General features: G+C 65.3%; 27 protein-coding genes. 14 read left to right on the forward strand and 13 right to left on the reverse strand.

Annotated features, from left to right (window positions below):
* Positions 1–13: 13 nt before the first annotated feature.
* Positions 14–1036, reverse strand: a complete 1023-nt coding sequence (gene glpX, locus U7114_RS00410) for a class II fructose-bisphosphatase (RefSeq protein ID WP_157242613.1) — start codon at positions 1034–1036, stop codon at positions 14–16.
* Positions 1037–1261: 225 nt separating this feature from the next.
* Between glpX and U7114_RS00415 the strand changes: the two genes are divergently transcribed.
* The 3 genes from U7114_RS00415 to U7114_RS00425 all read left to right on the forward strand — a co-directional run bounded on the left by U7114_RS00415 (position 1262) and on the right by U7114_RS00425 (position 4081).
* Positions 1262–1942, forward strand: a complete 681-nt coding sequence (locus tag U7114_RS00415) for a DUF4245 domain-containing protein (protein WP_323056488.1) — start codon at positions 1262–1264, stop codon at positions 1940–1942.
* A 9-nt stretch (positions 1943–1951) separates the two neighbouring features.
* On the forward strand, positions 1952–2566 hold the full coding sequence (locus U7114_RS00420) for a carbonic anhydrase (RefSeq protein WP_321215736.1): 615 nt from the start codon (positions 1952–1954) through the stop codon (positions 2564–2566).
* An 87-nt stretch (positions 2567–2653) separates the two neighbouring features.
* Entirely contained in the window at positions 2654–4081 is a 1428-nt protein-coding gene (locus U7114_RS00425; protein WP_091418460.1) for a class II fumarate hydratase, read from the forward strand.
* 156 nt (positions 4082–4237) lie between these two features.
* Here the strand turns inward: U7114_RS00425 and U7114_RS00430 are convergent, their stop codons facing one another.
* Both U7114_RS00430 and U7114_RS00435 read right to left on the reverse strand, forming a co-directional pair.
* A complete protein-coding gene (locus U7114_RS00430) occupies positions 4238–4708 on the reverse strand; it encodes an NUDIX domain-containing protein (RefSeq protein WP_321215735.1) in 471 nt (156 codons plus the stop codon).
* Positions 4709–4780: 72 nt separating this feature from the next.
* Positions 4781–5335, reverse strand: a complete 555-nt coding sequence (locus U7114_RS00435) for an A24 family peptidase (protein ID WP_321215734.1) — start codon at positions 5333–5335, stop codon at positions 4781–4783.
* 59 nt (positions 5336–5394) lie between these two features.
* On the opposite strand from U7114_RS00435, the gene U7114_RS00440 reads away from it, so the two are divergent.
* A complete protein-coding gene (locus U7114_RS00440; RefSeq protein WP_157238727.1) occupies positions 5395–6189 on the forward strand; it encodes a hypothetical protein in 795 nt (264 codons plus the stop codon).
* A gap of 43 nt (positions 6190–6232) precedes the next feature.
* Complete coding sequence (locus U7114_RS00445; RefSeq protein WP_323056224.1) at positions 6233–6880, forward strand: GNAT family protein; 648 nt, start codon at positions 6233–6235, stop codon at positions 6878–6880.
* A gap of 97 nt (positions 6881–6977) precedes the next feature.
* Here U7114_RS00445 and U7114_RS00450 read toward each other — a convergent pair whose 3' ends face one another.
* Both U7114_RS00450 and U7114_RS00455 read right to left on the reverse strand, forming a co-directional pair.
* Entirely contained in the window at positions 6978–8396 is a 1419-nt protein-coding gene (locus U7114_RS00450; RefSeq protein ID WP_323056225.1) for a PhoH family protein, read from the reverse strand.
* Between the two features lie 239 nt (positions 8397–8635).
* Complete coding sequence (locus U7114_RS00455) at positions 8636–9397, reverse strand: isoprenyl transferase (protein ID WP_321216230.1); 762 nt, start codon at positions 9395–9397, stop codon at positions 8636–8638.
* Between the two features lie 150 nt (positions 9398–9547).
* Here U7114_RS00455 and trhA point away from each other — a divergent pair, with 150 nt between their 5' ends.
* Positions 9548–10291, forward strand: coding sequence for a PAQR family membrane homeostasis protein TrhA (trhA, locus tag U7114_RS00460; protein ID WP_409339712.1), 744 nt, complete (start codon positions 9548–9550; stop codon positions 10289–10291).
* 58 nt (positions 10292–10349) lie between these two features.
* On the opposite strand, the gene U7114_RS00465 is transcribed toward trhA, so the two are convergent.
* Together U7114_RS00465 and mca are read right to left on the reverse strand one after the other, a co-directional pair.
* A complete protein-coding gene (locus U7114_RS00465; protein WP_321215727.1) occupies positions 10350–10694 on the reverse strand; it encodes a hypothetical protein in 345 nt (114 codons plus the stop codon).
* 98 nt (positions 10695–10792) lie between these two features.
* Positions 10793–11698: a mycothiol conjugate amidase Mca gene (mca, locus tag U7114_RS00470; protein ID WP_157238730.1), complete on the reverse strand. Its 906-nt coding sequence runs from the start codon at positions 11696–11698 to the stop codon at positions 10793–10795.
* Positions 11699–11821: 123 nt separating this feature from the next.
* On the opposite strand from mca, the gene U7114_RS00475 reads away from it, so the two are divergent.
* The gene (locus U7114_RS00475; RefSeq protein ID WP_323056226.1) at positions 11822–12274 is read left to right on the forward strand and encodes a DUF4307 domain-containing protein; all 453 of its coding nucleotides are present in this window, start codon (positions 11822–11824) and stop codon (positions 12272–12274) included.
* A gap of 192 nt (positions 12275–12466) precedes the next feature.
* Positions 12467–12961 (forward strand): transcription elongation factor GreA, encoded by a 495-nt coding sequence (gene greA / locus U7114_RS00480; protein WP_321215725.1) that lies wholly within the window; start codon positions 12467–12469, stop codon positions 12959–12961.
* A 70-nt stretch (positions 12962–13031) separates the two neighbouring features.
* On the opposite strand, the gene U7114_RS00485 is transcribed toward greA, so the two are convergent.
* The 4 genes from U7114_RS00485 to U7114_RS00500 are packed head-to-tail and all read right to left on the reverse strand — an operon-like array spanning position 13032 to position 17236.
* Positions 13032–13652, reverse strand: coding sequence for a rhomboid family intramembrane serine protease (locus tag U7114_RS00485; RefSeq protein WP_323056227.1), 621 nt, complete (start codon positions 13650–13652; stop codon positions 13032–13034).
* 8 nt (positions 13653–13660) lie between these two features.
* Complete coding sequence (gene ilvA, locus U7114_RS00490) at positions 13661–14899, reverse strand: threonine ammonia-lyase (protein ID WP_323056228.1); 1239 nt, start codon at positions 14897–14899, stop codon at positions 13661–13663.
* Between the two features lie 3 nt (positions 14900–14902).
* Positions 14903–16237, reverse strand: coding sequence for an AI-2E family transporter (locus U7114_RS00495; RefSeq protein ID WP_321215723.1), 1335 nt, complete (start codon positions 16235–16237; stop codon positions 14903–14905).
* 39 nt (positions 16238–16276) lie between these two features.
* Positions 16277–17236, reverse strand: a complete 960-nt coding sequence (locus U7114_RS00500; protein ID WP_323056229.1) for an aldose 1-epimerase family protein — start codon at positions 17234–17236, stop codon at positions 16277–16279.
* A gap of 101 nt (positions 17237–17337) precedes the next feature.
* On the opposite strand from U7114_RS00500, the gene galT reads away from it, so the two are divergent.
* Positions 17338–18492, forward strand: a complete 1155-nt coding sequence (gene galT / locus U7114_RS00505) for a galactose-1-phosphate uridylyltransferase (protein WP_323056230.1) — start codon at positions 17338–17340, stop codon at positions 18490–18492.
* A complete protein-coding gene (gene galK, locus U7114_RS00510; RefSeq protein ID WP_323056231.1) occupies positions 18489–19676 on the forward strand; it encodes a galactokinase in 1188 nt (395 codons plus the stop codon). Before galT ends, galK begins: the two co-directional genes overlap by 4 nt.
* 94 nt (positions 19677–19770) lie before the next feature.
* Here the strand turns inward: galK and U7114_RS00515 are convergent, their stop codons facing one another.
* On the reverse strand, positions 19771–20655 hold the full coding sequence (locus tag U7114_RS00515; RefSeq protein ID WP_157238736.1) for a Bax inhibitor-1/YccA family protein: 885 nt from the start codon (positions 20653–20655) through the stop codon (positions 19771–19773).
* A 360-nt stretch (positions 20656–21015) separates the two neighbouring features.
* On the opposite strand from U7114_RS00515, the gene U7114_RS00520 reads away from it, so the two are divergent.
* The 4 genes from U7114_RS00520 to U7114_RS00535 are packed head-to-tail and all read left to right on the forward strand — an operon-like array spanning position 21016 to position 25114.
* Positions 21016–22299, forward strand: a complete 1284-nt coding sequence (locus U7114_RS00520; protein ID WP_323056232.1) for a branched-chain amino acid ABC transporter permease — start codon at positions 21016–21018, stop codon at positions 22297–22299.
* A gap of 9 nt (positions 22300–22308) precedes the next feature.
* A complete protein-coding gene (locus U7114_RS00525; RefSeq protein WP_157238738.1) occupies positions 22309–23277 on the forward strand; it encodes a branched-chain amino acid ABC transporter permease in 969 nt (322 codons plus the stop codon).
* Positions 23274–24344, forward strand: a complete 1071-nt coding sequence (locus tag U7114_RS00530; RefSeq protein WP_157238739.1) for an ABC transporter ATP-binding protein — start codon at positions 23274–23276, stop codon at positions 24342–24344. Before U7114_RS00525 ends, U7114_RS00530 begins: the two co-directional genes overlap by 4 nt.
* On the forward strand, positions 24341–25114 hold the full coding sequence (locus tag U7114_RS00535; RefSeq protein WP_157238740.1) for an ABC transporter ATP-binding protein: 774 nt from the start codon (positions 24341–24343) through the stop codon (positions 25112–25114). Before U7114_RS00530 ends, U7114_RS00535 begins: the two co-directional genes overlap by 4 nt.
* A 65-nt stretch (positions 25115–25179) precedes the next feature.
* Here U7114_RS00535 and U7114_RS00540 read toward each other — a convergent pair whose 3' ends face one another.
* The gene (locus U7114_RS00540; protein WP_157238741.1) at positions 25180–26535 is read right to left on the reverse strand and encodes an ABC transporter substrate-binding protein; all 1356 of its coding nucleotides are present in this window, start codon (positions 26533–26535) and stop codon (positions 25180–25182) included.
* Positions 26536–26691: the final 156 nt, after the last annotated feature.

Raw genomic sequence — 26691 nt, forward strand, 5'->3', positions numbered from 1 at the left:
AACGCGGCCGGGGTCAGCTCTTGCGGGCGTAGCCTTCCCACTTGTCAGCCCGGTGCTCGCCGTCAACGAAGCGGATAGTGCCGGACTTGGAACGCATGACGATGGACTGGGTGAGGACCCTGTCCTTGGAGTAGCGGACGCCCTTGAGGAGGTCGCCGTCGGTGATGCCGGTGGCGGCAAAGTAGCAGTTGTCACTGGAGACGAGGTCGTTGGTGGACAGGACCCGCTCGAGGTCGTGGCCGGCGTCGATGGCCTTCTGCTTCTCTTCGTCGCTGGTGGGCCACAGGCGGCCCTGGATGACACCGCCGAGGGACTTGATGGCGCAGGCGGCCACGATGCCCTCCGGGGTCCCGCCGATGCCCATCAGTGCGTCGACGCCGGTGCCCGAGCGGGCGGCCGCGATGGCGCCTGCCACGTCGCCGTCCATGATGAACTTGGTGCGCGCGCCTGCCTGCCGGATTTCCTCCACCAGCGGCTTGTGGCGGTCACGGTCGAGGATCATGACGTTGAGCTGGTTGACCTTGACGCCCTTGGCCTTCGCGATCAGGTGCAGGTTCTGCTTGACCGGGAGGCGGAGGTCCACCATGTCAGCGGCTTCCGGGCCAGTGACGAGCTTCTCCATGTAGAACACGGCGGAGGGGTCGAACATGGAGCCGCGCTCTGCCACTGCCAGGACGGCGAGGGCGTTGTTGATGCCCAGCGCGGTCAGCCTGGTTCCATCGATGGGGTCAACGGCCACATCGCATTCGGGCCCCGTACCGTCACCGACGCGTTCGCCGTTGAAAAGCATCGGAGCTTCGTCTTTTTCGCCTTCACCGATGACCACGACACCGTTGAAGTGGACGGTCTGCAGGAAGGAGCGCATGGCGTCAACGGCGGCACCGTCAGCCTTGTTCTTGTCGCCGAAGCCAACCCAGTGGCCGCCGGCGATTGCGGCTGCTTCGGTGACGCGGACGAGCTCGAGGGCAAGGTTCCGGTCCGGCTCATCATTGCCCACCGCCAGGGACGGGGAGAGCGTGGAGTACTTCTGGGTCATGGACGCTGGTGACACGTGAACCTCTTCTTCGAGTGGCGATCATTGAACCCACCCCGCCGGTGCAGCAGGGCGGTGATTCCTCTGATATCGATCATAGTCGCGGCACCGCCTTCGGAGCGGCGGATGACGCAACACCGCAATGTGCCAGGAGGCCGTGCCAGGGAGCCCGCGGAGGCCAAATGGAAGTTGACTGCCGCGATGGGCGACTATAGAGGGGTGAATGACATGCAGGAAAAGACCACCCCCAGTCCCGAGCCGCACGGATCCGGAGGCAGCAGCGTGTCCGGCGCCACGGCAGGACAGGGGCAGGCCAAGCCCGTCATTCCGGCGGCAGCCGCCAAGCGCGCCAACGCCTCGGTGATTGGAATGGTCATCGCCCTGGTGGTGAGCATCGCCGCGTTCCTGCCCATCATCCTCATGAATCCGCTCCCCAAAAGCGAGGGCTACCGTCCGAACATCGATGTGGGAGCCACCGCACGCAACGCCACGGATGTGGCGGGATTCACACCCGTGGCCCCGGACACCGGCAATACTTTCCGGCCGAACTACGCCCGGTGGGAAGCCGGAACCGGCAGCGGTGTCCCCACCTGGGAAGTGGGCTACCTGACGCCCAGGGAGTCCTTCATCAGCCTGGTCCAGACCAGGAGCGCCAACCCCACCTGGCTTCTTCAGCAAACCAGGAACGCGCCCGTCACCGGCTCCCGGAACGCCGGCGGGCAGGACTGGCAGCTTCGGGACACCGGCAAGGGCGAAAAGTCCCTGGTGCTGGACTACCGCGGCACCACCGTTGTCCTGTCCGGGGAGGCCCAGCTGGACGAGATCGCCGTGCTGGCGGACGCCGTCGTCAGGTCCCTGGAAAGCAACCCGGCTGTCACAGTTTCACCCTCCGCGCCCGCCGCACCGTAAGGTAGGCGCGTGGCTACCTATCTGACTCCTGCACTCGCCTGGCGCCGTCTGCGCGAAGGCAATGAACGATTCGTTAACGGTGAGACCTCGCACCCCAACCAGGATGCGTCACGGCGGTCGTCCCTCGTGGAGAACCAGCACCCCTTCGCCGTCATCTTCGGTTGCTCCGACTCGCGGCTCGCCGCAGAGATCATCTTCGATGTGGGTCTCGGCGACGTCTTCGTCGTCAGGACGGCCGGCCAAGTCATTGACGACGCCGTCCTGGGCTCGCTGGAATACAGCGTGGCAGTGCTGGGGGTGCCCTTGATCGTGATCCTGGGGCACGACAGCTGCGGGGCCGTCAGCGCCACGAAGTCCGCGGTGGAAACCGGAGAGATGCCGACAGGTTTCATCCGGGACCTGGTGGAACGGATTACGCCGTCGGTCCTCACCTCCCTGCGCAATGACGAAACCGAAGTCAATGACATGGTGGTGGAACACGTCAAGCAGACATCGCAGCGCCTCGTGGACAGCTCCCGTGTGATTTCCGACGCAATCGGCTCGGGCAAGACCGCGGTCATCGGCCTCTCGTACAGCCTGGCCGAAGGCCGCGCCAACCTGGTTTCCGGAATCGGCGAGCACTAGGAGCTTCCCAAACCTGCCGCGGCGGTGGGCCTGTAGCAAGCAGTTCACGGTTTTCGATGCGGCGCCCGTGCGTCCTAAGCTAGCCCCATGACTTCCACTGAAGAGTTCCGCATTGAACATGACACGATGGGCGAAGTCCGCGTCCCCGTGAACGCACTGTACCGCGCGCAGACGCAGCGGGCAGTGGAGAACTTCCCCATTTCCGGCAAGACCCTGGAACGTGCGCACATTGAAGCACTGGCCCGGGTCAAGAAGGCTGCCGCCCAGGCCAACGCTGAACTGGGTGTGCTCGACGGCGAGCTGGCCAAGGCGATCGCAGATGCAGCCGATGAGGTGGCCGCCGGCAAGTATGACGGCGACTTCCCCATCGACGTCTTCCAGACGGGCTCCGGCACGTCCTCGAACATGAACACCAACGAGGTCATCGCCGAGCTTGCCTCGCGCGCCCTCAAGGCCGCCGGCAGTGACAAGGTTGTGCACCCGAACGACCACGTCAACGCCTCACAGTCCTCCAACGACGTCTTCCCCACATCGGTCCATGTCGCCGCCACCTCGGCCCTGATCAACGACCTCATTCCGGCCCTCGGCTACCTTGCCGAGTCCCTGGAGCGGAAGGCTGTCGAGTTCAAGGACGTCGTCAAGTCCGGCCGCACCCACCTGATGGACGCCACCCCGGTGATGCTCGGCCAGGAGTTCGGCGGCTACGCCGCGCAGGTCCGCTACGGCATCGAGCGGATCAACGCCTCGCTCCCCCGCGTCGCTGAGGTTCCGCTCGGCGGCACGGCCGTAGGCACCGGCATCAACACCCCGGCGGGCTTCCCGGAGCGCGTCATCGAACTGCTGGCAACCGACACGGGGCTTCCCCTGACGGAGGCCCGCGACCACTTCGAGGCCCAGGCCAACCGCGACGGCCTGATCGAGGCGTCCAGCCAGCTGCGCAACATCGCGATCTCGTTCATGAAGATCAACAACGATCTCCGCTGGATGGGCTCGGGCCCCAACACGGGCCTTGGCGAAATCGCCATCCCGGACCTGCAGCCGGGTTCCTCGATCATGCCGGGCAAGGTCAACCCGGTCATCTGCGAGGCATCCATCATGGTGGCGGCACAGGTCATCGGCAACGACACCGCCATCGCCTGGTCCGGCACCAACGGCGCGTTCGAGCTTAACGTCGGCATCCCGGTCATGGCGTCCAACCTGCTGGAATCCATCCGCCTGCTCGCCAACACCAGCCGCGTCATGGCGGACAAGATGATTGACGGCATCACCGCGAACGTGGAGCGCGCCCGCTTCCTGGCCGAGGCCTCACCGTCCATCGTGACCCCGCTGAACAAGTACATCGGCTACGAGAACGCGGCCAAGATCGCCAAGACGGCCGTGGCTGAGGGCCTTACCGTGCGCCAGGCAACCGAGAAGCTGGGCTTCGTCGGGGACGGCGAGGGCAAGGTGTCCGAAGCCGATCTGGACAAGGCACTGGATGTCACCACCATGACGGCTCCGGCCCACAAGGCCTAGGTCCCCTTCCCCGCCAGGTCCGCCTGGCGGTGGCAAGCACGACGCCGGCCGCCCATCTTCCCAGCGAAGGCGGGCGGCCGGCGTCTTTAAGGCCAGCTGCGAGCGCCGGGATTTCCCGCGAAGGCGGGCGGCCGTCGCATGAACGCCCGGGAGGGCTCAGGGTTCGAAGTGGGCGGCTTCCGCCGGAGCCAGGGCACGGTGGATGCTGGTGAGGTGGCCGGCCATGAGTTCAGGCAGTTCATTAATGCCGAACCACCCGACGGCCAGGGATTCGTCGTCATTCACCCGGGCGGTTCCGGAAACGTAGCGGCAAAGGAACACCACATCCAGGAACTCGCACACGTCGCCGTTCGGGTAGGTAAAGGGACCAACGGCCCCGACGGAGACCACCCGCTCGGGTTCGGCCACCACTGCCGTTTCCTCGAAAATCTCCCGCACCAGGCCGCGGGCCGGCTGCTCCCCGGGCTCCAGCATCCCGCTGACCAGGGCCCATTGTTTGTTGTCCGCCCGCTGTGCGAGCAGGACACGTCCCAGCGCGTCCACCACCACGCCGCGGACCCCGGGAACCCACAGGGGATCATTGCCGATTTTCTTACGGAGCTTCAGGACGTAGTCAGGCGCTGGCATCCCGCCAGCCTACCGAAGTGTCTGCCCCCTTTGCCCGCTGGAAGCTGTCCCCGGGCCCCTTGCTGCCGAGGGTCAGGCCGGAAGCAGCATGGCCGCAGCAGTTCCTGCGAGCATAAACGGCCCGAACGGGATGGAGGATTTCAATGTCCCCCTGCGCGCGGCCAGGAGCACGATGGACCACACGCCGCCCAGCAGGAAGGCCAGGAAGGTACCGGCAAACAGGTGGCCCCAGCCAAGGTAGCCGAGGTACATACCCAGGACTCCTGCGAGTTTCACATCGCCAAATCCCATTCCGGGTGGGTAGGCCGCCCGGAGAATGAAGTAGAAGAGCCACAGGATGGCGGCTCCGGCCACTACCCGGAGCACCGGAAGGGCCAGGATGCCTGCGGGAGATCCGGGAGAATCCGGGGCCCCGCCGTCGCCGGTTCCGGGAAAGGCCGACGCCGCGAGGAGGAGCACACCGGCAACGGCGTAGGACGGGAAGACAATCCGGTTTGGCAGGAGGTGGTGGCGGACGTCAATCACTGTGAGCCGCACGGCCATCACCGCGAAGTAGGCGCAGGCAGCCAGCACCAGCCAGAAGGCCAGCGGGGTGTGCTGCCACAGTTCGCCCAGTCGTTGGATCACCCTCGGATGCTACTGGATTTCCGCTCCGTGGCAGTACTGGCCGCGCGTAAACTGTGGATATGGCGACGTGGGAATCCCGGCACCGGCCGGATCCGGACAGTGGTGCTGCCTCGACGGACCTCGCGGCCATGTTCCGGGACCTGTGCCGGTCCTCTCCCTGGAAGTGGCAGTCGCTGCGCTTTGAATACTGGGACGAGCCGTTTGCAGAGGCCCCCAGTCCTGCTGCTCCGCTTGTCCGCGCCTGGCTGCGCCGGCCCGGGGCACTCCGCCTCGAAAGCCCTGAGGGACTGGTCCTCCACAGCACCACGGGAATTAACGATTCAAAGGACGGCCTTTACACCAGCTCCACCCGGAGATCCTGGCTCCTCCCGCCCCATCTGGTGACGCCCGTCTACGACGACCTGGGGCTGGTGCGGCGCCGCCCGGAAGCAGCCTACGGCGAGCCGGGTTTCGGCAACGGACGCTTCTCCGCCGCCCTGGACCCGGTGGAACTCGCAGGCAACGCCCCTGTGCCCCTCGAGTTCCCGGGCAGTAACGCCATGGAACTCCACGACATCCACCGTAGGGAGCATGAGGGCCGGCCCGCGCTCGAGGCCGTCGTCTCCCCCACCGCCGCCTACCATCCCGTGGATCCTGCCGCTCCCCTGTGCCTGCCGGGCCGCAGCCGGATCCGGGTGGACCTGGGAACGGGTGTGTGTGTTTCCAGCCGCTCCCTTGAATCCGACACGGACCAGTACGGGCACTGGCTGCGGATCCTCGCCGTAGATGAGTACATGCTGGACGACCTGTTCCTGGCCGAGTCCATGAACCTTACGGACGTCCGGCGCCACATCAGCTGGGATGTCCCCGCCTGACTGTGACAGGCCGCAATGCGGGCTCATCGGCTAGGCTTCGCGGATGACGACGCTGAACACCGTGTGGCCGCTCTTCGATCTCACGCTGGCAACGCCCCGGCTGGAGCTGCGCCCCATCCAGGACCATGAGATTCCGGCGGCAGTTGCAGCGGCGCAGAGCGGGATTCATGCCCGCGACAGAAACCCGTTCAGCACTCCATGGACTGAGCTTCCGGCCGAAGAGCTTGGACCGAACATGGCCCGCTGGTACTGGCGCTGCCGCGCGGAGTGCACCCCCGAGTCGTGGACCCTCCTGCTGGGCATCTGGCACGGGGGTGAGTTCATCGGCTGCCAGGACGTCGGGGCCAAGGACTTCGCCACCCTCAAGACGGTCAGCACGGGATCGTGGCTCAAGCAGTCAGTGCAGGGCCGCGGCTTTGGCAAGGAGATGCGTGCCGCCGTCGCCCTTTACGCGTTTGACTGGCTGGGCGCAGAAGTAGCCGAGTCCGAGGCCGCCAGCTGGAACGAAGCCTCCCTCGGCGTCTCCCGCTCCCTCGGCTACGAGCTCAACGGCATCACCAGAAAGGCCTGGGGCACGCAAGTCGAAACAGTCCAGCACGTCCGCCTCACCCCGGACTCCTTCAAGCGCCCCGACTGGACCGTCAAGGTAGAGGGCCACGAAGCAGCCGCGAACTTCCTGAACATCAGCTAGTGCCGGGACTTGGTGCCCGGGTGCGCCTTCCGGCAGCGTGCGTCAAAGGCGACGGAGGAGCCAGCACGCAGAGGAAGGGGCACCCGGGCACCCCCGCTTAGCCTTCGAGGAGTTCGGTGACCAGGGCTGCGATCGGGGACCTTTCGGAGCGGGTCAGGGTGATGTGGCCGAAGAGCGGGTGTCCTTTCAGCGTTTCGACGACGGCGGCGATGCCGTCGTGGCGTCCGACGCGGAGGTTGTCGCGCTGGGCGACGTCGTGGGTCAGCACGACCTTTGAGTTCTGGCCCATGCGGCTCATGACGGTGAGCAGGACGTTCTTCTCGAGGGACTGGGCTTCGTCAACGATCACGAAGGCGTCGTGGAGGGAGCGTCCGCGGATGTGGGTGAGCGGCATGACCTCGAGCATGCCGCGGTCCATGACCTCCTCCACTACTTCCTGGCTGACCAGTGCGCCGAGGGTGTCGAAAACCGCCTGCGCCCAAGGGTTCATTTTTTCGGATTCGGAGCCGGGCAGGTAGCCCAGTTCCTGGCCGCCCACCGCGTAGAGGGGCCGGAACACGATGACCTTGCGGTGCTCTCGGCGTTCCAGCACTGCTTCCAGGCCGGCGCACAAAGCAAGGGCGGACTTGCCGGTGCCTGCCCTGCCGCCGATGGAGACGATGCCGACGGCGGGATCCATCAGCAGGTCGATGGCCAGCCGCTGCTCCGCGGACCGTCCGTGGAGCCCGAACACGTCGCGGTCGCCTTTGACGAGCCGGACCTGCTTGTCTGCCCCCACCCTGCCCAGGGCGGAGCCGCGGTTGGAGAGCAGCACGAGTCCGGTGTTGACCGGCATCTCCGCGGCGGCGGGGATGAATACGGGCTCGTGGCCGTACAGCGTGGAGATCTCCTGTTCGCCGACTTCCACTTCGGCGATGCCGGTCCAGCCTGAATCCTTCACCAGCTCGTTGCGGTATTCGTCGGCGGTGAGGCCCATGGCGGAGGCCTTGACGCGCATCGGAAGGTCCTTGGACACAACGGTGACGTTGCGGCCCTCGTTGGCGAGGTTCTTCGCCACGGCGAGGATCCGGCTGTCGTTGTCGCCGCTGCGGAATCCCAGCGGAAGGACCTCGGAGGAGATGTGGTTGAGCTCCACCATCAGGGAGCCGCCGTCGTCGCCGATGGGAATGGGCTGGTTGAGTCCGCCGTGTTTGACCCGAAGGTCGTCGAGCAGCCGGAGCGCCTTCCGGGCGAAGTAGCCAAGCTCGGGGTCGTGCCGTTTCGCTTCCAGTTCCGTGATGACTACCACCGGGACGATCACCTCGTGTTCCGCAAAGCGGAGCAGCGCACGGGGGTCGGAGAGCAGGACGGAGGTGTCGATGACGAAGGTGTTAATGGCGGGTTCCCTTCCGGAGACAGCAAAACCGGCCGCGGCATCTTCTGCCGCACCGGTTTGTATGGTGGCTCGCATGGCGCGAGAGGTAGCTTTCTCTCCCTGGTCGGAAAGGACCTCGGGCAGTTGTTCAGAAGTAGCCACATCGACTCCAGCCCCGGGCACCAGCCCGGAATTGTTATTGGTGAGGCGGCTCGGCCACGAGGCCGGGTCCGGCCTCCCATACAACCGGTGCGATGTTTCGCTCCATGTACTGGCCTCCCCGATCAGCCGGCGGTTTTGCCTGCTGATGGATATAACGTAAATCCACGCCAACTAATTTCCGCAACCATTACGCGGCGATTCCTGTTGCGGGACTATGAACTCGTGATTAACCGGATGTGTCAGGAGCCGAAGCGGCGCTGCCGCCCCGCGTAGTCGCGCAGGGCCCGCAGGAAGTCCACCTTGCGGAATGCGGGCCACAGGGCCTCGCAGAAGTAGAACTCGCTGTAGGCGCTCTGCCACATGAGGAAGCCGGAGAGCCGCTGCTCCCCCGATGTGCGGATCACCAGGTCCGGGTCCGGCTGGCCGCGGGTGTACAGGAACCGGGAAATGTCGTCCACGCAGAGGTCGTCGGCCAGTTGGGAGATGTCCGCTCCCCTCGCCACGGCATCGTGGAGGAGTTCCCGCACCGCGTCGACGATCTCCCGCCGGCCGCCGTATCCCACGGCCACGTTGACGTGGATCTTCTCCCTGACGGGAGTCCGCGCGGTCAGCTTGTTGAGCCGTTCTGCCAGGTAATCGGGCAGGAGCTCCGGGGCACCCATCGCATGGACGGAGATGTTGGCGTCCTCGTCCAGGCGGTCCAGGGTGTTGGCGATGATGCCCATCAGGAGGTCCAGTTCCTCACTGGACCTGTTCATATTGTCGGTGGACAGCATGTACAGGGTGACCACTTTGACCCCGAGCTCCTGGCACCAGCCAAGGAACTCGTGGATCTTGTCTGCGCCCGCCTGGTGGCCCTGGCTGGTGGGGGCATTGAACTGCTTCGCCCACCGGCGGTTCCCGTCCACCATCACGCCGATGTGCCGGGGTATCCGGTCACGCGGAAGGTCCTTGAGCAGCCTGCGCTCGTAGAAGCCGTAGAGGAACCCGGGCAACTCCACGCGCTCACTCACCTGACTTCCTTGCTGTACGTACTTGCACATCCTAGGCTACCGTCCGGAGCGGCCAGGACCTGCAGACGTGCTCCGGAAGGCCGTTCCGCACATAGCTACTCATCAGTAACTTACTGCGGCGTAGGTTATTCTGGGAGCATGAACAGCGACACCCCGGACGCCCCGCGGACGCCGCAGCGCAAGGACAGCAGGGCGGAATCAGGCCACGAAACAAACGCTGTGGACGACGCCGCCGTCCGGCTGGCCGAACTCCTGATGATCAAGCCGAAATGGCGGGGCTGGATCCATACCGTTACGGCGCCGCTCGCACTGGCGGCAGGAATCGTGCTGGTGGTTCTTGCCCCCACGACGGACCGCAAAATTACGTCCGCCGTCTACGCGGCAACGGGCGTCCTGCTGTTCGGAGTCAGCGCGGTGTACCACCGGGGCAACTGGTCGCCAAGGGTTAAGATCGTCCTCAAGCGGCTGGACCATACGAACATCATGCTGGTGATTGCCGGCAGCTACACGCCCCTGGCCTGGACCCTGCTGGAGCGCCCCCAGGCGGTCCTCCTGCTGTGGGTCATCTGGTCCGGGGCCATCCTCGGGGTGCTGTTCCGGCTTCTGTGGACGGATGCCCCGCGCTGGCTCTACGTACCCATCTACATAGCCCTGGGCTGCGGCGCCCTCGTTTACCTGCCGCAATTTTTCCAGGCCAGCATTCCATCGGCTGTCCTCATCTGCGTGGGCGGCATCCTGTACATCACCGGAGCCGTGTTCTATGCGCTGAAAAAACCGAACATCAGCTACCACCACTTCGGCTTCCACGAGCTGTTCCACGCCCTGACCGTGGTGGCCTTCGCGGCACACTTCACGGCCATAGCCATGGCGGTCCTCAGCTAGCGCGGCCGAACACCGCGGGCGAAAGGCTCCGCACTCCATGGGAAGCCGGTGCGGATGGTCAGTGCCGCTGGTCTCCCTGCACGGGCCCTGTCCCGCCGTCGGCCGTTCCCTGCACGGTGCCGGGCACCTGCCCGCCGGACGCATCCTGGGCGGCGTCCGCCGCCTCCACGTCCGCCGCGGCTGCGGCAGCAATGCGGTCCTCTTCCACCTGTGCCCGGTACCGCACGCGCCGGATGCGCCGGACCATGTCCACGATCAGCAGTGCGGTGGCAACCACGAAGAACGCCGTCATGATGAAGCCCAGCAGGCCGGGCGTCACCTGGTCCTCTGAAATGCCCTCACGCAGCGTGGGCGTGGGCAGGGGCGTGGGGGTGGTGGCCAGGCTGAGGAGCAGGTGATGCACGGTTGTATACCTTCTGTGGTGCGGGTGGCAGAAGCCGCGGCGGGACGGCGAGGCGCCGGACCCTATCTTCTACGCGACATAGAAATTGCCGGCTGCTTCTATCTTAGCCCCGCGAACAGATCCCGCTCGGGGAGCTCCGAGGGAACCCTGGAGTGAATCAGGGAGTAGTCCTCCCACGGCCATGCCCGGCGCTGCATCTCGGGCGAGACGGCGAAAAAGAACCCCAACGGGTCCACCTGGGTCCTGTGGGCCCGGAGCGCGTCGTCGCGTACTTCGAAGAAGTCCCCGCAGTCCACCTGGGTAGTGGTGGGGTGGGTGGCGGGAGGCGGGGTATGGCCCTCCGCGTCCGCTTCGAGCCACGCTGCCAGCCGCTCGGCATACGGAGACTGGAGGCCGGCCTCCTCCAGGGCAAAATGCAGTGCCCGGAAACGCTCCGGACTGAATGCCCTGTCGTAGTAGAGCTTGCTGGGTTCCCAGGGCTCGCCGGCGTCCGGATAGCGCGAACCGTCACCGGCGGACTCGAAGGCTTCCACTGCCACCCGGTGGGCCATGATGTGGTCCGGATGGGGGTATCCGCCGTTTTCGTCGTAGCTGAGGATGACATGCGGCTTGAAGGACCGGACCAGCCGCACCAGGGGCGCAGCCGCTTGGTGCAGGGGCAGGGTGGCGAAGGATCCGGCGGGAAGCGGCGGAAGCGGGTCGCCCTCGGGCAGGCCCGAGTCCACGAAGCCCAGCCACCGCTGCCTGATGCCCAGGATGGCCGCTGCCCGTTCCATTTCCAGGCGCCTGGCGCCGGCCATGTCCCGCTTGGGATGCGGCTCCCCCTCAACTGCCGGGTTCTGGATGTCTCCCCGGGACCCGTCGGTGCACGTGGCCACCAGGACGTCCACGCCGGACGCGGCGTATTTGGCCATCGTCGCAGCGCCCTTGCTGGACTCATCGTCCGGATGGGCGTGGACCGCGAGCAGCCGTAGCGGCGCCGGGGAGGTGCTGGACGCTGTCATCGAGGGACGGCTCCTTATTCTTTTCTGCGGCCTGTGGGCGCTTGACGGATCACTTGGGCGGGCGGACGCTGGCCCGGGCTGGGACCAACAAGCGTCCGCCGGAAAGGGCACTAAACTGGTCTGGTGACTTCCCCGGACCAGCCGGCCCAATCCGCGCCCGCAAACACTAGCCTAGCCAATCGCTATGGTGCTAAAAAGCGCAGGCTGCAGCCAGGAGCCAGGCGCGCCGTCGGCGGTGCGGCGCTGGCCGCGGGAATCGGGTTCCTCGCCTGGGTTTCCACATCCCAGTCGCTGTCCGACGTTTCGTTCAAGGACATTGGCTACAGCACCACGGACGCCACGCTTGCGGAAGTTGACTTCCAGGTGACGCGCGAGCCCGGAACCGCCGTCAAGTGCGCCGTCAAGGCACTGGACTCCAAGTTCGCGGTGGTGGGGTGGAAGGTTGTGGACATTCCGCCCGCACAGGCCGACGGAACAGCCGACGGCGGCCGCACAGTTGCGCAGAGGGTGCCCGTACGCACGGAGTCACTGTCCGTCTCCGGGGTGGTGGACAGCTGCTGGGCCGCTGACACATAAGTCCGGTGTTGCCTGGGGCCGGCGCCTGAAAAAGTGGCCGGAGCATGTGACGTGCGCCGCTTCGTTGTTGGGTTAACTCCAAGGGATTGACTACAATGAAGGCATACCTTTACCCCGCTGAGCTGGTTACTGTTCCACAAGTGGCCACCGTGGCGGGGTCTTTTGCATGTAGGACCACAAGAGGAGAAGTCCGTGTCTACCACCAACAGCGCAGCTGCAGCCTGGCTCACCCAGGAAGCTTTTGACCGCCTGAAGGCAGAGCTGGACCACCTTTCCGGCGCTGGCCGGGCAGAGATCGTCCAGAAGATTGAAGCAGCCCGGCAGGAGGGTGACCTCAAGGAGAACGGCGGCTACCACGCAGCCAAGGAGGAGCAGGGCAAGATCGAGGCCCGCATCCGCCAGCTGACCGCGCTGCTCCGTGACGCCCACGTCGGCGCGGCTCCCGCGGACGACGGGATCGTGGAGCCCGGCATGATCGTCGTTGCCAGGATCGCGGGCGACGAAGAGACTTTCCTGCTCGGTTCCCGCGAAATCGCCGGCGATTCCGATCTTGACGTGTTCAGCGAGAAGTCACCCCTGGGGGCAGCCATTCTTGGACACAAGGAAGGCGAAACCCTGAGCTACACGGCTCCCAACGGCAAGGACATCAAGGTGGAGATCCTCTCCGCCAAGCCTTACGCTGCATAGCCGTCCATTAACTGGAAACGCCGGCCGTCCCGAAAGGGGCGGCCGGCGTTTCCAGTTAAGCGGCAGGAACCTAGATCGCCGGACCCATGGCTCGGCTGCGGCGGCGAAGCAGGAGGGCGGCCACCACTCCCCCGGCCGCCCCGCCGAGGTGCGCCTGCCATGAGATGTAGCCTGCCCCGATGGGCAGGACCCCCAGCAGTATGCTCCCGTACCCCATGAAGAGGACCACGGCCAGGAGGATCTGCCGCCAGCTGCGGTTGATGAATCCCCGGACCAGGAGAAAGGCAAACAGGCCGAACACCAGGCCTGACGCTCCCACTGTGATGCCGCCGTCGCCAATCAGCCACACGGTGAGGCCGGATCCCAGCCAGCTGAAGGCCAGGGCAGTCAGGAATACCCGGAGCCCCGAGAGGAACACCAGGAAGCCAAAGATGACCAGGGGCAGGCTGTTGGACAGGAGATGGTTCAGGTTGGCGTGCAGGAGCGGGAAAGTGAAGATGTCCAGCAGCCCGTCGGCGGTTCTGGGCCGGAGTCCGAACGTCGCGTTGAGCGAGCGCAGCATCACCATGTTGAACAGTTCGATGACGAAGAGGAACACCACGAAGCTGCCCAGCACGAGCAGCCCGCCCTTGGCCCGGGCGGCGACTGTCCGCCGCTGCCCGAGGCTCCCGTTTCCCGCCAGTCCGGCCATGGGGCGTCCTAGTGCACCACGATGGGCTGGAAGCCCTCGGCACGCAGGGCGCTGAGCACCTGTTCCCCGTGCTCGTGGCCCTTGGTTTCAAGGTTCACCGTGATGGACACGTCCCCCATGCTGATGGCGCCACCCACGCGGGTGTGGTCCAGGCCGGTGACGTTGGCATCGTTTTCGGCGATGATCCTGGCGATGGTGGCCAGCGAACCGGGGCGGTCATCGAGCATCATGCGGACCGTCATGTAGCGCCCAGCCGCGGAGAGGCCCCGCTGGATGACCTTGAGCATGAGCATGGGGTCGATGTTGCCGCCGGACAGGACCGCTACCGTGGTTCCCGGGTTCTCGATCTTGCCGTCCATCAGCGCTGCCACGCCAACTGCACCCGCGGGCTCCACCACCATCTTGGCGCGCTCCAGCAGGAAGATCAGTGCGCGGGCCAGCGAGTCTTCACTGACCGTCACCACGTCATCGACGAGCTCACGGATGATGCTGAAGGGGAGCTGCCCGGGCCGGCCGACGGCGATGCCGTCAGCCATGGTGGAGACCTTCTTCAGGGGCACCAGGGCATCCGCGGCGAGGGAGGGAGGATAGGCGGCGGCGTTTTCGGCCTGGACCCCGATGATGCGGATGTTCCGCCCGAGTTCCTTGGCCCTGGCCTTGACAGCGACGGCGACCCCGGCCAGGAGCCCCCCGCCGCCGACGCCCATGAGGATGGTGTCCACGTTGGGAACCTGCTCGAGGATTTCCAGGCCCAGCGTGCCCTGGCCCGCCACCACGTCCACGTTGTCGAAGGGGTGGACAAAAACGGTTCCCGTCTCGTTGCTGTAGCGCTGGGCCTCGGCGAGCGCCTCGTCAACGTTGTGGCCGTGGAGGATCACCTCGGCGCCGTGGCTGCGGGTGGCCGCCAGCTTAGGCAGCGCCACGCCCAGCGGCATGTAGATGCGGGCTTTGATTCCCAGGCTCTTGGCGGCAACGGCCACGCCTTGGGCATGGTTGCCGGCAGAAGCAGCCACCACTCCGCGCTTCTTTTCCTCGGGGGAAAGCCGCGCCATGCGCACGTACGCGCCGCGGACCTTGAACGATCCGGCCCGCTGGAGGTTTTCGCACTTGAAGAAGACATCCCCGCCCACCATGGTTCCAAGGGCGCGGGATGATTCCACCGGCGTCCGCGCAATAATCCCGTCGAGCAGCTTCTGCGCCTCCAGGACATCGTCCAGCGTGACGGGAAGGGTTTCGAGGATGTTCACGGACTATTCTCCTTTGGGTTCGGCCCCGGCGCCCCGTTCCGCAGCGGGAGGGGCATCAGGTTGTTCTGCTTTCGTGCCGGCGGCGGCGCCCTTGCCGCGGCTGAGTACTGCCGGCGGCTGGACGTCCCGGATGGTGTTGTCCACTCCGGCGCCCGCCGTCAAAGGCTCTCCGGTGAATGCCGGCACTTGTTCATGTTCCCACGTTCTGGCGGCGATGTAGCGAATGGCAGTGTTTGCGACGGCGAGGATGGGCACCGAAAAGAGGGCGCCCGGAATGCCGGCAAGGTAGGATCCCGCTGCCACCGAGAGGATCACTGCCACCGGGTGCAGTGCCACGGCCTTGCCCATGACGAGCGGCTGGAGGATGTGGCTTTCCAACTGCTGGACGAGCAGGACGATGCCGAGCATGATCAGGGCGTTGATGGGGCCGTTGGCCACCAGTGCCAGCAGGACCGCGATGGCGCCGGTCACGAGGGCGCCGACGATCGGGATGAACGAACCGATGAAAACGAGCACGCTCAAGGGAAGCGCCAGGGGGACGCCGATAATGGCGGCGCCCACTCCGATCCCTACCGCGTCAACGAAGGCCACAAACATCTGGATGCGGGCGTAGCTGACCATTGACGCCCAACCCTTGCGCCCGGCACCGAACGTTGCCGCCCTGGCCTTCCTGGGGAGCAAACGGACCAGGAACGCCCAGATCCGGTCCCCCTCCAGGAGGAAGAAAATCAGGATGAACAGCGCCAGGATGAGACCGGCAGCAAAGTGCCCCGCCGTGCTGCCGAAGGACAGGGCCCCGCTGACAATGCTGCTGGTGTTGTTTTGCAGGGCGGTGGTGGCTTCCCTCAGGTACTGGTCCATCTGGTCTGCCGTGACATGGAGCGGCCCGTCAGCCAGCCAGTCCTGGATCTGCTTGACCCCGGCGAGCGCCTCGGACCAGAGCTCCCCGAAACCGGCGACCAGCTGCCTGCCCACCAGCGCCAGGGATCCTGCGATCAGGCCGATGAAGCCCAGCACGGTGACGGCCACAGCCAGCCCGGACGGCAGCCTGTTTTTCTTGAGCCATCGCACCACCGGGCTCAGGAGCCCGGCGAGCAAGGCAGCCACCATGACCGGAATGATAAGGAAGCTGATCCTGCTCAGCAGCCAGACCAGCGCACCTCCCACCAGGAGGATCAGTCCCAGGCGCCAGGCCCAGGACGCCGCGATCCGCACGCCGTAGGGTATGTCGCGGTCCAGTTCACGGTCCGCAAGGACCCGCAGGGGCTGGTTCAATGCAGGCAGTTGCTGGCTTGGGGAAGGGCTGGGGGAGGTAACGGCATCCTCTGCTGGCGTCATAGCATAATACTTCCCCAGCCGGGGCTTATTCGGAAACCGCTACCCTTCGCTGCCCGGAGTGTAGTCAATCCCCCATTCGATGGTGAAGGACTCACCCGGGTTCAGCCAGCGCAGGCCGTCCCCGGAGTTGAAGGCGTTGGCCGGCCCGGTCATGGGTTCAACGGCCACCGCGCGGCTGCGTCCGGGATACTCGGTGCTGACGAAGACGTGGACGTATTGGCAGGCTTCGTCCTGCCAGAGGCTCACGTTCCTGCCGTCCTTCCCCGCGAGCGTGTGGCGGGCTTTCCCTGCTTCGAAGTGCAGGCCTGTCAGCGCGACGTCCACGGCGAGGGCCGCGATGTTCTGCCCGGCCCGGAAATCGGTCTCGCCCTGGACGGCTGCCGTGCTGCGCGGGATGAGGCGCTCGTCAGCCACCAGGCGCGTGTCGGCAGCAACGGTCAGCACCAGGTCCTCGACGGGCGTGTCACCCAGCCGCAGGTAAGGGTGGGCGCCCAGGACGAAGGGTGCCGGCTCCTTGGCATCGTTGAGCAGGGTCTGGCGGACCACCAGCCCCAGGTCATCCCCGAGCTGGTACTGCACGCGGTGCCGCGCCAGGAAGGGGTACCCGTGCTGCGGAAAGATGGTGGCCTCCAAGGTAACCGAGTGCTCTGACTCGTCCACTAGGGCATAGGCGGAATTGCGGAGCAGCCCGTGGCTGGCGTTGTTCCTGGCCACCTCGGTGATGTCCAGCTGCTGCTTTTTCCCGTTCAGGAACCACTTGCCGTCCTCCACGCGGTTGGCCCACGGCGCCAACGTAATGCCGGCAGCGCCGGGTGCGATCTGGTCGTCACGGTAGGTTTCCGTCAGGAGCGTTCCTCCCCTGCTGAAAGACCGCAGGCCGGCGGCAAGTTCGGTGACCACGGCCAGGGCATCGCCGCGGCGGAGCTCATACTGCCTGCCGGTGGCATAGCTCCGCAGGCCAGGCTCGCTGTTGGATTCATGGGGATAACTGGAAGTCATGGGCAACACCGTACCCCGGCCGGACACGTGCCCGCAGCAGGCTCGATGTTATATTTTGTTGTTAACTATTCTTTTTTGATCGAACGTGTCACACTTTTTTCATGACAGCTATCACGAGCACCATGCTCTCCGACGGCAGGGAGCTCATCTATTTCGATGACGCCGGGACTCCCAAGCCGCGAGCCGCCGAATTCACCACCGACCACCGGGGACTTCCCCCGAGGGGGGAACCGGGCGAGGTCCGCTACGACGCACTGACGGATGAGTGGGTTGCCGTCGCCGCGCACCGGCAGACCCGAACGCACCTCCCGCCGGCGGACCAGTGCCCGATCTGCCCCACCACCCCCAGCAACCCCTCTGAAATCCCGGCTTCGGACTACGACGTGGTGGTGTTTGAAAACCGTTTCCCCTCACTTGGCCCCGCGCTGGGCCCGATACCGGGCGAGGCATCGTGGGGTACCAAGGGTCCTGCGTACGGACGCTGCGAGGTAGTGGCGTTCACGCCCGCCCACACCGGATCATTCAGCGAACTGGGCGAAGAGCGGTCCCGTACCGTCATCGAGGCCTGGGCGCAGCGAACGCAGGCCCTGAGCGAGCTGCCCGGAATCAAGCAGGTCTTCCCCTTCGAAAACCGTGGGGCGGACATTGGAGTAACGCTCCACCACCCCCACGGACAGATCTACGCCTACCCTTACATCACCCCCCGCGCGGGCGTCCTCGGCGCCGCAGCACGAAGGTTCTACGATGCCCAGGGCGGCGGCGACACCCTCACCGGCTCACTGCTGCGTTCCGAGCGTGAGGACGGAAGCAGGATGGTCCTGGAAGGGGAGAACTTCAGCGCGTATGTTCCCTTTGCCGCCCGCTGGCCGCTCGAAATCCACCTGGTGCCCCACCGCCAGGTCCCCGACCTCGCGGCGCTGAGCGGCGAGGAGAAGGACGAACTCGCGTGCGTCTACCTCGATCTGCTCCGGCGGGTGGACGGCCTCTACCCCACGCCAACCCCGTACATTTCGGCCTGGCACCAGGCTCCCCTGGATCCGGTCCTGCGGCCCGCCGGCTACCTCCACCTCCAGCTGACCTCCCCGCGGAGGGCGGCCGATAAGCTGAAGTATCTGGCAGGATCGGAGGCTGCCATGGGCGCCTTCATCAATGACACCACCCCGGAAAGCGTCGCGGAGCGGCTGCGCGCGGTGACCCTTCCGCTTTCCACCACCCCCGCCGCCGCAGCGGCCGCACCCGAAGGAGCGCACGCGTGAACCTCGCACCGGATCCCCTGGCCACGGGCGCGCCTGCCGGGACCCAGGACCTTGCAGCACGGTTTTCGCGGGAATTCGGCGGCGCTCCGGACGGAATCTGGCAAGCGCCGGGCCGCGTAAACCTGATCGGCGAGCACACGGACTACAACGAGGGTTTCGTCCTGCCCTTCGCCATCGACCGCACCGCCCGGGTGGCCGTCAGGGTCCGCCCCGATTCCTCCGTGCGCCTGCTCTCCACCTACGGCGACCAAGGCATGGTAAGCACCACGCTGGATTCCCTGGAGCCGGGCTCCGCCAAAGGATGGACCAAATACCCGCTCGGCGTGATGTGGGCCCTGCAACAGCGAGGCATCGCTGTCCCGGGCGTTGACCTGCTGCTGGACTCGGATGTCCCCCTCGGAGCCGGACTGTCCTCCTCCCACGCGATTGAATGTGCGGTCATCTCGGCACTGAACGATCTGACCGGGGCCGGGCTCGAAGCCCGCGAAATGGTGCTGGCCACACAGCGTGCCGAGAATGAGTTCGTCGGCGCTCCCACGGGGATCATGGACCAGTCCGCCTCGCTCCGCGGTTCGGAAGGCCACGCGGTCTTCCTCGACTGCCGCGACCAGAACGTGCGCCTGGTTCCCTTCGAGACAGGGCCGGCGGACCTGGTGATGCTCGTGATCGACACCAAGGTCTCGCACTCGCATGCCGACGGCGGCTACGCCTCCCGGCGGGCATCCTGCGAACTCGGCGCGGAGGTGCTGGGGGTCAAGGCGCTCCGTGACGTGCAGGTGGGCGATCTGGAGGAAGCCGGCGGCCTCCTGGATGACGTCACGTTCCGGCGCGTCCGCCACGTGGTCACGGAAAACGATCGCGTACTCCAGACTGTGGAGCTCCTGGCAAGCCAAGGGCCAGCGGCCATTGGTCCCCTGCTGGATGCCAGCCACACGTCCATGCGGGACGACTTCGAGATCTCCTGCCCCGAGCTGGACCTGGCAGTGGACGCTTCCCGCGCCGGCGGCGCCATCGGTGCACGGATGACCGGGGGCGGATTCGGCGGGGCGACCATAGCGCTCACCCCGGTGGCCCTGGAGCAAAAGGTGCGTGACGCCGTCGCCACTGCTTTCGCGGATGCCGGCTTCAAGGCGCCAGACATCTTCGCAGTCTCGCCCGCGGCGGGAGCGCGGCGGATTGCCTAGCGCCGGCCCCAGTACGGTTAACTGCTGAGGGCCCCACCATACGGTGGGGCCCTCAGCTATTGGGAAGGTCCGACGGCGGTTGCCGCCTTGTGCGCTACTCTTCCCCGCGCAGGATGGACAGCAGGCGGATGATCTCCACGTAGAGCCATACCAGCGTGACCGTCAGGCCGAATGCGGCCGTCCAGGAGAAGCGCTGGGGAGCGCCATTGCGGACGCCCTCCTCGATGCTGGTGAAGTCCATGACCAGGGAGAATGCCGCGAGGCCGATGGCCAGGATGCCGATGGCGACGCCGATGATGCCGCTGCGCAGCCCGAAGGGTTCCGATGTCAGGCCGGTCATCATCATGACGAGGTTCACGACGGAGAAGAGGGCGTAGCCAACCAAAGCGATCATGAAGAACTTCATGGCCTTCGGGGTGGCGCGCACCTTGCCGCTCTTGAACAGGAGCAGCGTCACCGTGAACACGGACAGCGTGCCGAGCACAGCCTGAAGCCCCACTCCCGGGTACATGGTGTCCAGGACCCGGGTGAGGCCGCCGAGGAAGAGGCCTTCAAGGCCTGCGTAGGCAAGAATCAGTGCCGGCGACGGCTGCTTCTTGAAAGTGTTGACCAGGGCAAGCACGAAGCCGCCCAGCGCGCCAACGATCATCAGGAGCGAAGCCAGGCCCATGCTGACGAACATTGTCACCGCGGCACCGGCGAGCAGCACTCCGAGGCAGGCGGCGGTCTTGACGATGACGTCGTCGAAGGTCATCCTGCCGGTGTCCGCCGGGCCCGCAGCGGGCTGGCTGTACATCTGCTGCAGCTGCTCAGTGGTCATGTTCTGTGGCTGGCCGTATGCCTGCTGGCCGTAGGGTGCCTGCCCGTACGGCTGCTGGCCATAGGGCGCGTGTCCGTAGGGAGCCTGCGGGACAGGCGGTGCCTGGGTGGCTCCACGGAAGCTTTTTCCGTTGAAGATCGGGTTGCCGCCAAGTGCCATTGCTGGATTCCTCCATAGGGATGTGTTGAAACCTTAAGGTTTACGGTACCAATTCTCACGTAATTGCACCCGTGAAAGTTCCCCGCCCCCGTCAGGACGGCGGAGTTGTTATCCGATCGCTACCATCGGCGCCTGAACCTCGGCATTTCCCGCAACATCCGCGCTGTACCATAAGCCAAGCAGGGTGACGGAACTCACACACGTGCGGTGCCGCGCCAGATTGGCACCATCCCCTCCCTGCATCCGTTCGCAACGGCTGCAAAGGCGCAGCCGAGACCGCCCCCCAAGTGGAGGTTTTTCAATTTGAGAAGTACACCCCAAGGCCGGCCGGCCGGAGGACGCCGTGGGTTGCTGAGGTTAATGGGAGCCGTAAGCGCCTCCATCCTGGCAATCCTTCTCGTGGCAGCACCGGCATCGCAGGCCACTTCCCCGGCTCCGACACCATCCCCGTCGAACCAGACATTCCAAAACAACATCAGTGGATTTCTCCGCGATGACACCCGCGCACCCCTGGCGGATGTGACCATCACGGCCAAGAAGGACGGCTTCACCGGTACGGCCAAGTCGTCCGCGAACGGATCCTGGAACATCGGCGTCCCCGATCAGGGCACGTACACGGTGGAACTGGACGAATCGACCCTTCCCGAGGGCATCAAGCTGGCTGATGGCCAGGAGAATCCGCGCCAGGTGACCTTCAGCCAGACCTCAAACCTGTCTGTGATCTTCGCCTTCGGCAAGGGCATCGTGGTGCAGCAGCAGGACTTCGGCCAAAACCTGCTCAACCGCCTCGTGGCCGGCCTGAGCTTCGGCCTTCTCCTTGCCCTCGCCTCAGTTGGCCTGTCCCTGATTTTCGGCACCACCGGGCTCACCAACTTCGCCCACGGCGAGATGGTCACCCTTGGAGCGGTGCTGGTGTTTGCCTTTAACGCCATCGGTCTTCCCTTCTGGCTGGCCCTGATCCTGTCCCTGTTGGGCGGTGGCCTGTTCGGATATGCCCAGGACCGGGGCCTGTGGCGGCCGCTGCGCCGGCGCGGCACCGGCCTGGTGCCCATGATGATCGTCAGCATCGGACTTGCACTTGCCGTCCGGTACGTCATCCAGTTCTACTTCGGCGGTGCCACCCAGCAGCTGCCGTTCGCACAGAGCCCCGAAATCCAGCTGGGCCCGGTTTCCATCTCGCCCAACAACCTCTGGTCCCTCGGGATCAGCGCGGTGGTGATCGCCCTGATCGGCATCGTGCTGCTGAAGACCAGGCTGGGCAAGGCAACCCGTGCGGTAGCCGACAACCCGGCCCTTGCGGCCGCCTCGGGCATCGACGTCGACTCCGTCATCCGGATTGTCTGGATCACCGGCGGCATGCTGGCCTCCCTGGGTGGGATCCTCTGGGCGTACTACCGTCCCGGAGTCACCTTCGACATGGGCTCGGCCATCCTCCTGCTGATCTTCGCCGGCGTCACCCTGGGCGGCCTCGGCACGGTCTTCGGCGCCCTGATCGGTTCCATCATCGTGGGCATCTTCGTGGAGCTGACCACCGTGTTCGGCCTTGCCGCTGACCTTAAGTACGTGGGTGCCCTGTTCATCATGATCGTTGTCCTATTGTTCCGGCCGCAGGGAATCCTGGGCCGGCGCGAGCGCGTGGGTTAGGAGACAGCCATGGATTTTGGATTCATTCTTGCCAGCGCTGCAAGTGAAATTTTCAGCCCGACGACGGCCGCATACGCCCTGGCCGCCCTCGGGCTCGCCGTGCACTTCGGCTACTCCGGCCTGCTGAACTTCGGCCAGGCCGGCTTCATGGCGGTGGGAGCCTACGGCTTCGCCATCTCCACCCTCACCTTCGGTGTCCCGTTCTTCGTGGGACTGCTGATCGCCATCATTGCCTCCGCAATTTTTGCGCTGCTTCTCGGCATTCCCACCCTGCGGCTCCGGGCAGACTACCTCGCCATCGTGACCATTGCAGCGGCGGAAATCGTCCGGTACATCGTGACCACCAACCAGCTCACCTCGGTGACCGGATCGGCCAACGGGCTGGCGGCCTTCGAAGGCGGGTTCTACGCAATGAACCCGTTCCCTGAGGGCTCCTATTTCGGCATGAACAACCGCGACTTCTTCATCCGCGTGGTGGGCTGGGCACTGGTGGCCCTCTGCTGCACCCTGGTGTGGCTGCTGATGCGCAGCCCCTGGGGACGCGTCCTCAAGGGCATCCGCGAAGACGAGAACGCGGTCCGGTCCCTGGGCAAGAACGTCTATGCCTACAAGATGCAGGCACTCATTATCGGCGGCGTCCTTGGCGCACTCGCCGGCATGATCTTCACCCTCCCCCGCGGAGCGGTGCAGCCGGCCAACTACGGCACTGAGCTGACGTTCTTCCTCTACACCTGCCTCCTGCTGGGAGGCCTGGGCACCGTGCTCGGACCGGTCATCGGCGCGATGATCTTCTGGGTCGTGCTGTCACTGACCCAAGGCATCCTCTACGGCCTGATCGAGTCAGGGGCCATCACGTGGCTGAACACGGTCCAGGCCGGCCAGCTGCGCTACATCCTGGTTGGCGTCGCCCTGATGCTGCTGATGATCTTCAGGCCCCAGGGCGTCTTTGGAAACAAGAAGGAGCTGGCGTTCGCATGAGCATGCACAGCGAAGAACCCACACCGGCCGGTACGGGCGAGTTGGACTACATGACCGACACCCGGCCCATCGCGGCCGGAGAAGTGGGGCCCGGCTGCAAAAAGCGCGACCCCATCGTGGTGGCGGAAAACGTGACCCGCAGCTTCGGCGGCATCAATGCGGTGGACGTCGAGTACCTCGAAATCCCCCGCCACAAGATCACGGCGCTCATCGGCCCCAACGGCGCAGGCAAGACCACCCTCTTCAACCTGCTCACCGGCTTTGACACACCCAATACCGGTAAGTGGCAGTTCGAAGGCAAGAGCCTCGCCGGAGTGTCTCCCTACAAGGTGGCGCGGATGGGCATGGTGCGCACCTTCCAGCTCACCAAGGTCATGGGCAAGCTGACCGTGATGGAAAACATGCGCCTCGGTGCGGCAAACCAGCCCGGCGAGCGGCTGTCCAAGGCGCTGTTCAAAGGCATGTGGGGCGGCCGGGAGAAACAAATCACCGGCGAAGCCGACGTGCTGCTGGAGAAGTTCAAGCTCGACGCCAAGAAGGACGACTACGCGGCGTCGCTGTCCGGCGGCCAGCGCAAGCTCCTGGAGATGGCCAGGTCCCTCATGGTGCGGCCCAAGCTGGTGATGCTTGACGAACCCATGGCAGGCGTCAACCCGGCCCTGACACAGTCGCTGCTGGACCACATCAAGAACCTCAAAGCCGAAGGCATGACAGTCCTGTTCGTGGAACACGACATGCATATGGTCCGCCACATCGCAGACTGGGTTGTGGTCATGGCCGAGGGAAAGGTGGTCGCGGAAGGCCCGCCAGGCGAAGTGATGAAGAACCCTGCCGTCATCGACGCCTACCTGGGTGCACACCACGACGTCGACCTCGGTGACTCCGAAGGCCTCAAGGAGCTTGCAGCCGAACTTGTTGCGGACGAGGAATCGATCGTCGGAACGGAAAATGCGGGCATCATCTCGCTCGACGTTGTGGCCAAGGAGGCGGACGAGGACCGCCCGGGCGGGGCCCGGGGCCGCCACGGCAGCACGGACACAGGCAACACAGGGAAGGACAGCCAATGAGCAGCACCAGCGCGGCACCGGCCGCACACCCGGTCATTGACGGGGATTCGGTGGTCAAGGTCACCGACCTTGTGGCGGGATACCTGCCGGGAGTCAATATCCTCAACGGCTGCAGCATCGAGGCCCGCAAAGGCGAACTGATCGGCATCATCGGCCCCAACGGCGCCGGCAAGTCCACCCTCCTGAAGGCGATGTTCGGCCTGGTGAAGGTCCATTCGGGCACGGTGGTGGTCCGCGGCCAGGACATCACCGGGCTGAAGGCGAACAAGCTGGTGTCCCGCGGGGTGGGCTTCGTCCCGCAAACCAACAATGTGTTCGCCACGCTGACCATCGAGGAAAACCTGCAGATGGGCATGTTCCAGCGGCCCAAGGATTTCGCCGAACGGTTCGACTTCGTGGCCGGCCTGTTCCCGGAACTGGGCAAGCGGCGCGCGCAGCGGGCCGGCTCGCTCTCCGGCGGCGAACGCCAGATGGTGGCCATGGGCCGTGCCCTGATGATGGACCCGGCCGTGCTGCTGCTTGATGAGCCCTCCGCGGGCCTCTCCCCCGTCAAGCAGGACGAGACCTTCCTGCGTGTCCATGAGATCAACCGCGCAGGGGTCTCGGTGATCATGGTGGAACAGAACGCCCGGCGCTGCCTGCAGATCTGCGACCGCGCCTACGTCCTGGACCAGGGCCGGGACGCCTACACCGGCACCGGCCGCGAGCTGATGAAGGACCCCAAAGTCATCCAGCTCTACCTCGGGACGCTGGCCGACACCGTCGAATAGCACCACCGCGCAAAGGAGCCCCCGTCCTCTTGGACGGGGGCTCCTTTGTGTATCAGGCGGGGCTGTTAGAGCTTGCCGAACTCTTCCTTGACTGCCTTGTACTTGTTGTCATCCTGGTACTCGTAGATGCCGATGTAGGCTTCCGTCGGGTCACCGGCGTCAGAGAACGTCACCGGGCCGGACTGGCCGTCATAGTCCGCATCCTTGCCCGCACGGATCAGCGTGACGCAGGAGGCGTAGGACGTGCACTTCTCGCCGCCTTGAGAGACTTCCTTGAGCTTGGCTGCAATATCCACGCCCTTGGTGCTCTTCGCCGACTCGGCTGCCAGCGCGATCAGGTTGACGGCATCGTAGGATTCACCGGCGTAGCTGTAGTCCTTCAGGGCGGGGTCGATGGCCAGCAACTTCTTCTTGAAGTTCTCCTGGGCGAAGGTGCCCGGGATGGTGCCCCGCGCGCCCTTCAGGGTGCCCGCCTGGAAGTCCTTGCTGTAGTCGGAGGTGTTGCCGTCCACCAGGAACATCTGGGTGGGCTTGACGCCCTTGCCCGTCATCAGCGGGACGATGCTCTTGGCCTGGTCAAAGGTGATCAGGGCGATGGCATCGGGCTTGGCGGCAATGACCTTGTCCACCTGGCTGCTGAACTGGGTATCGCCCTCATTGAAGAGCTCCTCCGCCACAACCTGGCCGCCGGCCGATTCAAAGGCCGACTTGATGTTCTTGGCCAGCCCGGTTCCGTACGCGTCATTGAGGACGATCATGCCCACGGTCTGCGCGCCGCAGGTGGCCATGTAGTTGCCGAGCACTTTGCCCTGGAGAACGTCGGAGGGCGCTGTACGCCAGTACAGGCCCTTGTCATCCCACGTGGTGAAGTCCGGGGAGGTGTTGGCCGGTGAGAACTGGATGACACCGGCGCCGGTGATCTGGTTGATGACCGTCTTGGATACACCGGAGGACGCTGCACCGATGATGGCACTGACCCCCTGGCCCAGCAACGCGGACGTGGACTGCGTGGCGATGTCGGTCTTGGTGTCACCGGAGTCGCGGTGGATTACTTCGACCGGCTTGCCCAGGACGCCGCCCGCCTTGTTGACTTCCTCGATGCCAAGGTTGACGCCGGCGATTTCGGGCGGGCCGAGGAAGGCCAGCGAGCCGGTGGTGGGAAGGAGCGAGCCAATCCGCAGCGGGGTTTCAGTAGTGGCGGTTGACGGCGGCACCGAGGGGGTGTCGGCAGCCTGGCTGGCGGCCGCGCCTCCGCCGCCCTCAGCTGCCGGACACGCGATTCCTGCCGCAGATCCGGTGGCGGAAGATTCGGTTGCCGTGGGTGTGGACGAACCGCCGCATGCCGTTGCCATGAAGGCAACGCCGATGCCAAGCGCTGTCAGCTTGGCAACACGGGTTCCCGCCTGGGGGAATAAAGTCATTTACGAGCTCCTCGATCTAAAGGTGCGAACGGCCTTTGACACGAAAAAACCAGGTGTTCCTGATTTAGTTTCAAGCTAATGCATATACACGGGGAAGATAAGTGACTGAGGTCACATCCTTATAACAGTAGTTGCATATGTGGAATTAAACGCCGG

This window comes from Pseudarthrobacter sp. C1, assembly GCF_034720455.1.
GTDB lineage: Bacteria > Actinomycetota > Actinomycetes > Actinomycetales > Micrococcaceae > Arthrobacter.

What these genes read in the sequence shown, in the direction of transcription:
- glpX (WP_157242613.1), bottom strand. Translation starts at nt 1,036, where the DNA reads ATGACCCAGAAGTACTCCACGCTCTCCCCGTCCCTGGCGGTGGGCAAT.
- U7114_RS00415 (WP_323056488.1), top strand. Translation starts at nt 1,262, where the DNA reads ATGCAGGAAAAGACCACCCCCAGTCCCGAGCCGCACGGATCCGGAGGC.
- U7114_RS00425 (WP_091418460.1), top strand. Translation starts at nt 2,654, where the DNA reads ATGACTTCCACTGAAGAGTTCCGCATTGAACATGACACGATGGGCGAA.
- U7114_RS00430 (WP_321215735.1), bottom strand. Translation starts at nt 4,708, where the DNA reads ATGCCAGCGCCTGACTACGTCCTGAAGCTCCGTAAGAAAATCGGCAAT.
- U7114_RS00440 (WP_157238727.1), top strand. Translation starts at nt 5,395, where the DNA reads ATGGCGACGTGGGAATCCCGGCACCGGCCGGATCCGGACAGTGGTGCT.
- U7114_RS00445 (WP_323056224.1), top strand. Translation starts at nt 6,233, where the DNA reads ATGACGACGCTGAACACCGTGTGGCCGCTCTTCGATCTCACGCTGGCA.
- trhA (WP_409339712.1), top strand. Translation starts at nt 9,548, where the DNA reads ATGAACAGCGACACCCCGGACGCCCCGCGGACGCCGCAGCGCAAGGAC.
- mca (WP_157238730.1), bottom strand. Translation starts at nt 11,698, where the DNA reads ATGACAGCGTCCAGCACCTCCCCGGCGCCGCTACGGCTGCTCGCGGTC.
- U7114_RS00485 (WP_323056227.1), bottom strand. Translation starts at nt 13,652, where the DNA reads ATGGCCGGACTGGCGGGAAACGGGAGCCTCGGGCAGCGGCGGACAGTC.
- U7114_RS00495 (WP_321215723.1), bottom strand. Translation starts at nt 16,237, where the DNA reads ATGACGCCAGCAGAGGATGCCGTTACCTCCCCCAGCCCTTCCCCAAGC.
- U7114_RS00500 (WP_323056229.1), bottom strand. Translation starts at nt 17,236, where the DNA reads ATGACTTCCAGTTATCCCCATGAATCCAACAGCGAGCCTGGCCTGCGG.
- galT (WP_323056230.1), top strand. Translation starts at nt 17,338, where the DNA reads ATGACAGCTATCACGAGCACCATGCTCTCCGACGGCAGGGAGCTCATC.
- U7114_RS00515 (WP_157238736.1), bottom strand. Translation starts at nt 20,655, where the DNA reads ATGGCACTTGGCGGCAACCCGATCTTCAACGGAAAAAGCTTCCGTGGA.
- U7114_RS00520 (WP_323056232.1), top strand. Translation starts at nt 21,016, where the DNA reads ATGGGAGCCGTAAGCGCCTCCATCCTGGCAATCCTTCTCGTGGCAGCA.
- U7114_RS00525 (WP_157238738.1), top strand. Translation starts at nt 22,309, where the DNA reads ATGGATTTTGGATTCATTCTTGCCAGCGCTGCAAGTGAAATTTTCAGC.
- U7114_RS00530 (WP_157238739.1), top strand. Translation starts at nt 23,274, where the DNA reads ATGAGCATGCACAGCGAAGAACCCACACCGGCCGGTACGGGCGAGTTG.
- U7114_RS00535 (WP_157238740.1), top strand. Translation starts at nt 24,341, where the DNA reads ATGAGCAGCACCAGCGCGGCACCGGCCGCACACCCGGTCATTGACGGG.
- U7114_RS00540 (WP_157238741.1), bottom strand. Translation starts at nt 26,535, where the DNA reads ATGACTTTATTCCCCCAGGCGGGAACCCGTGTTGCCAAGCTGACAGCG.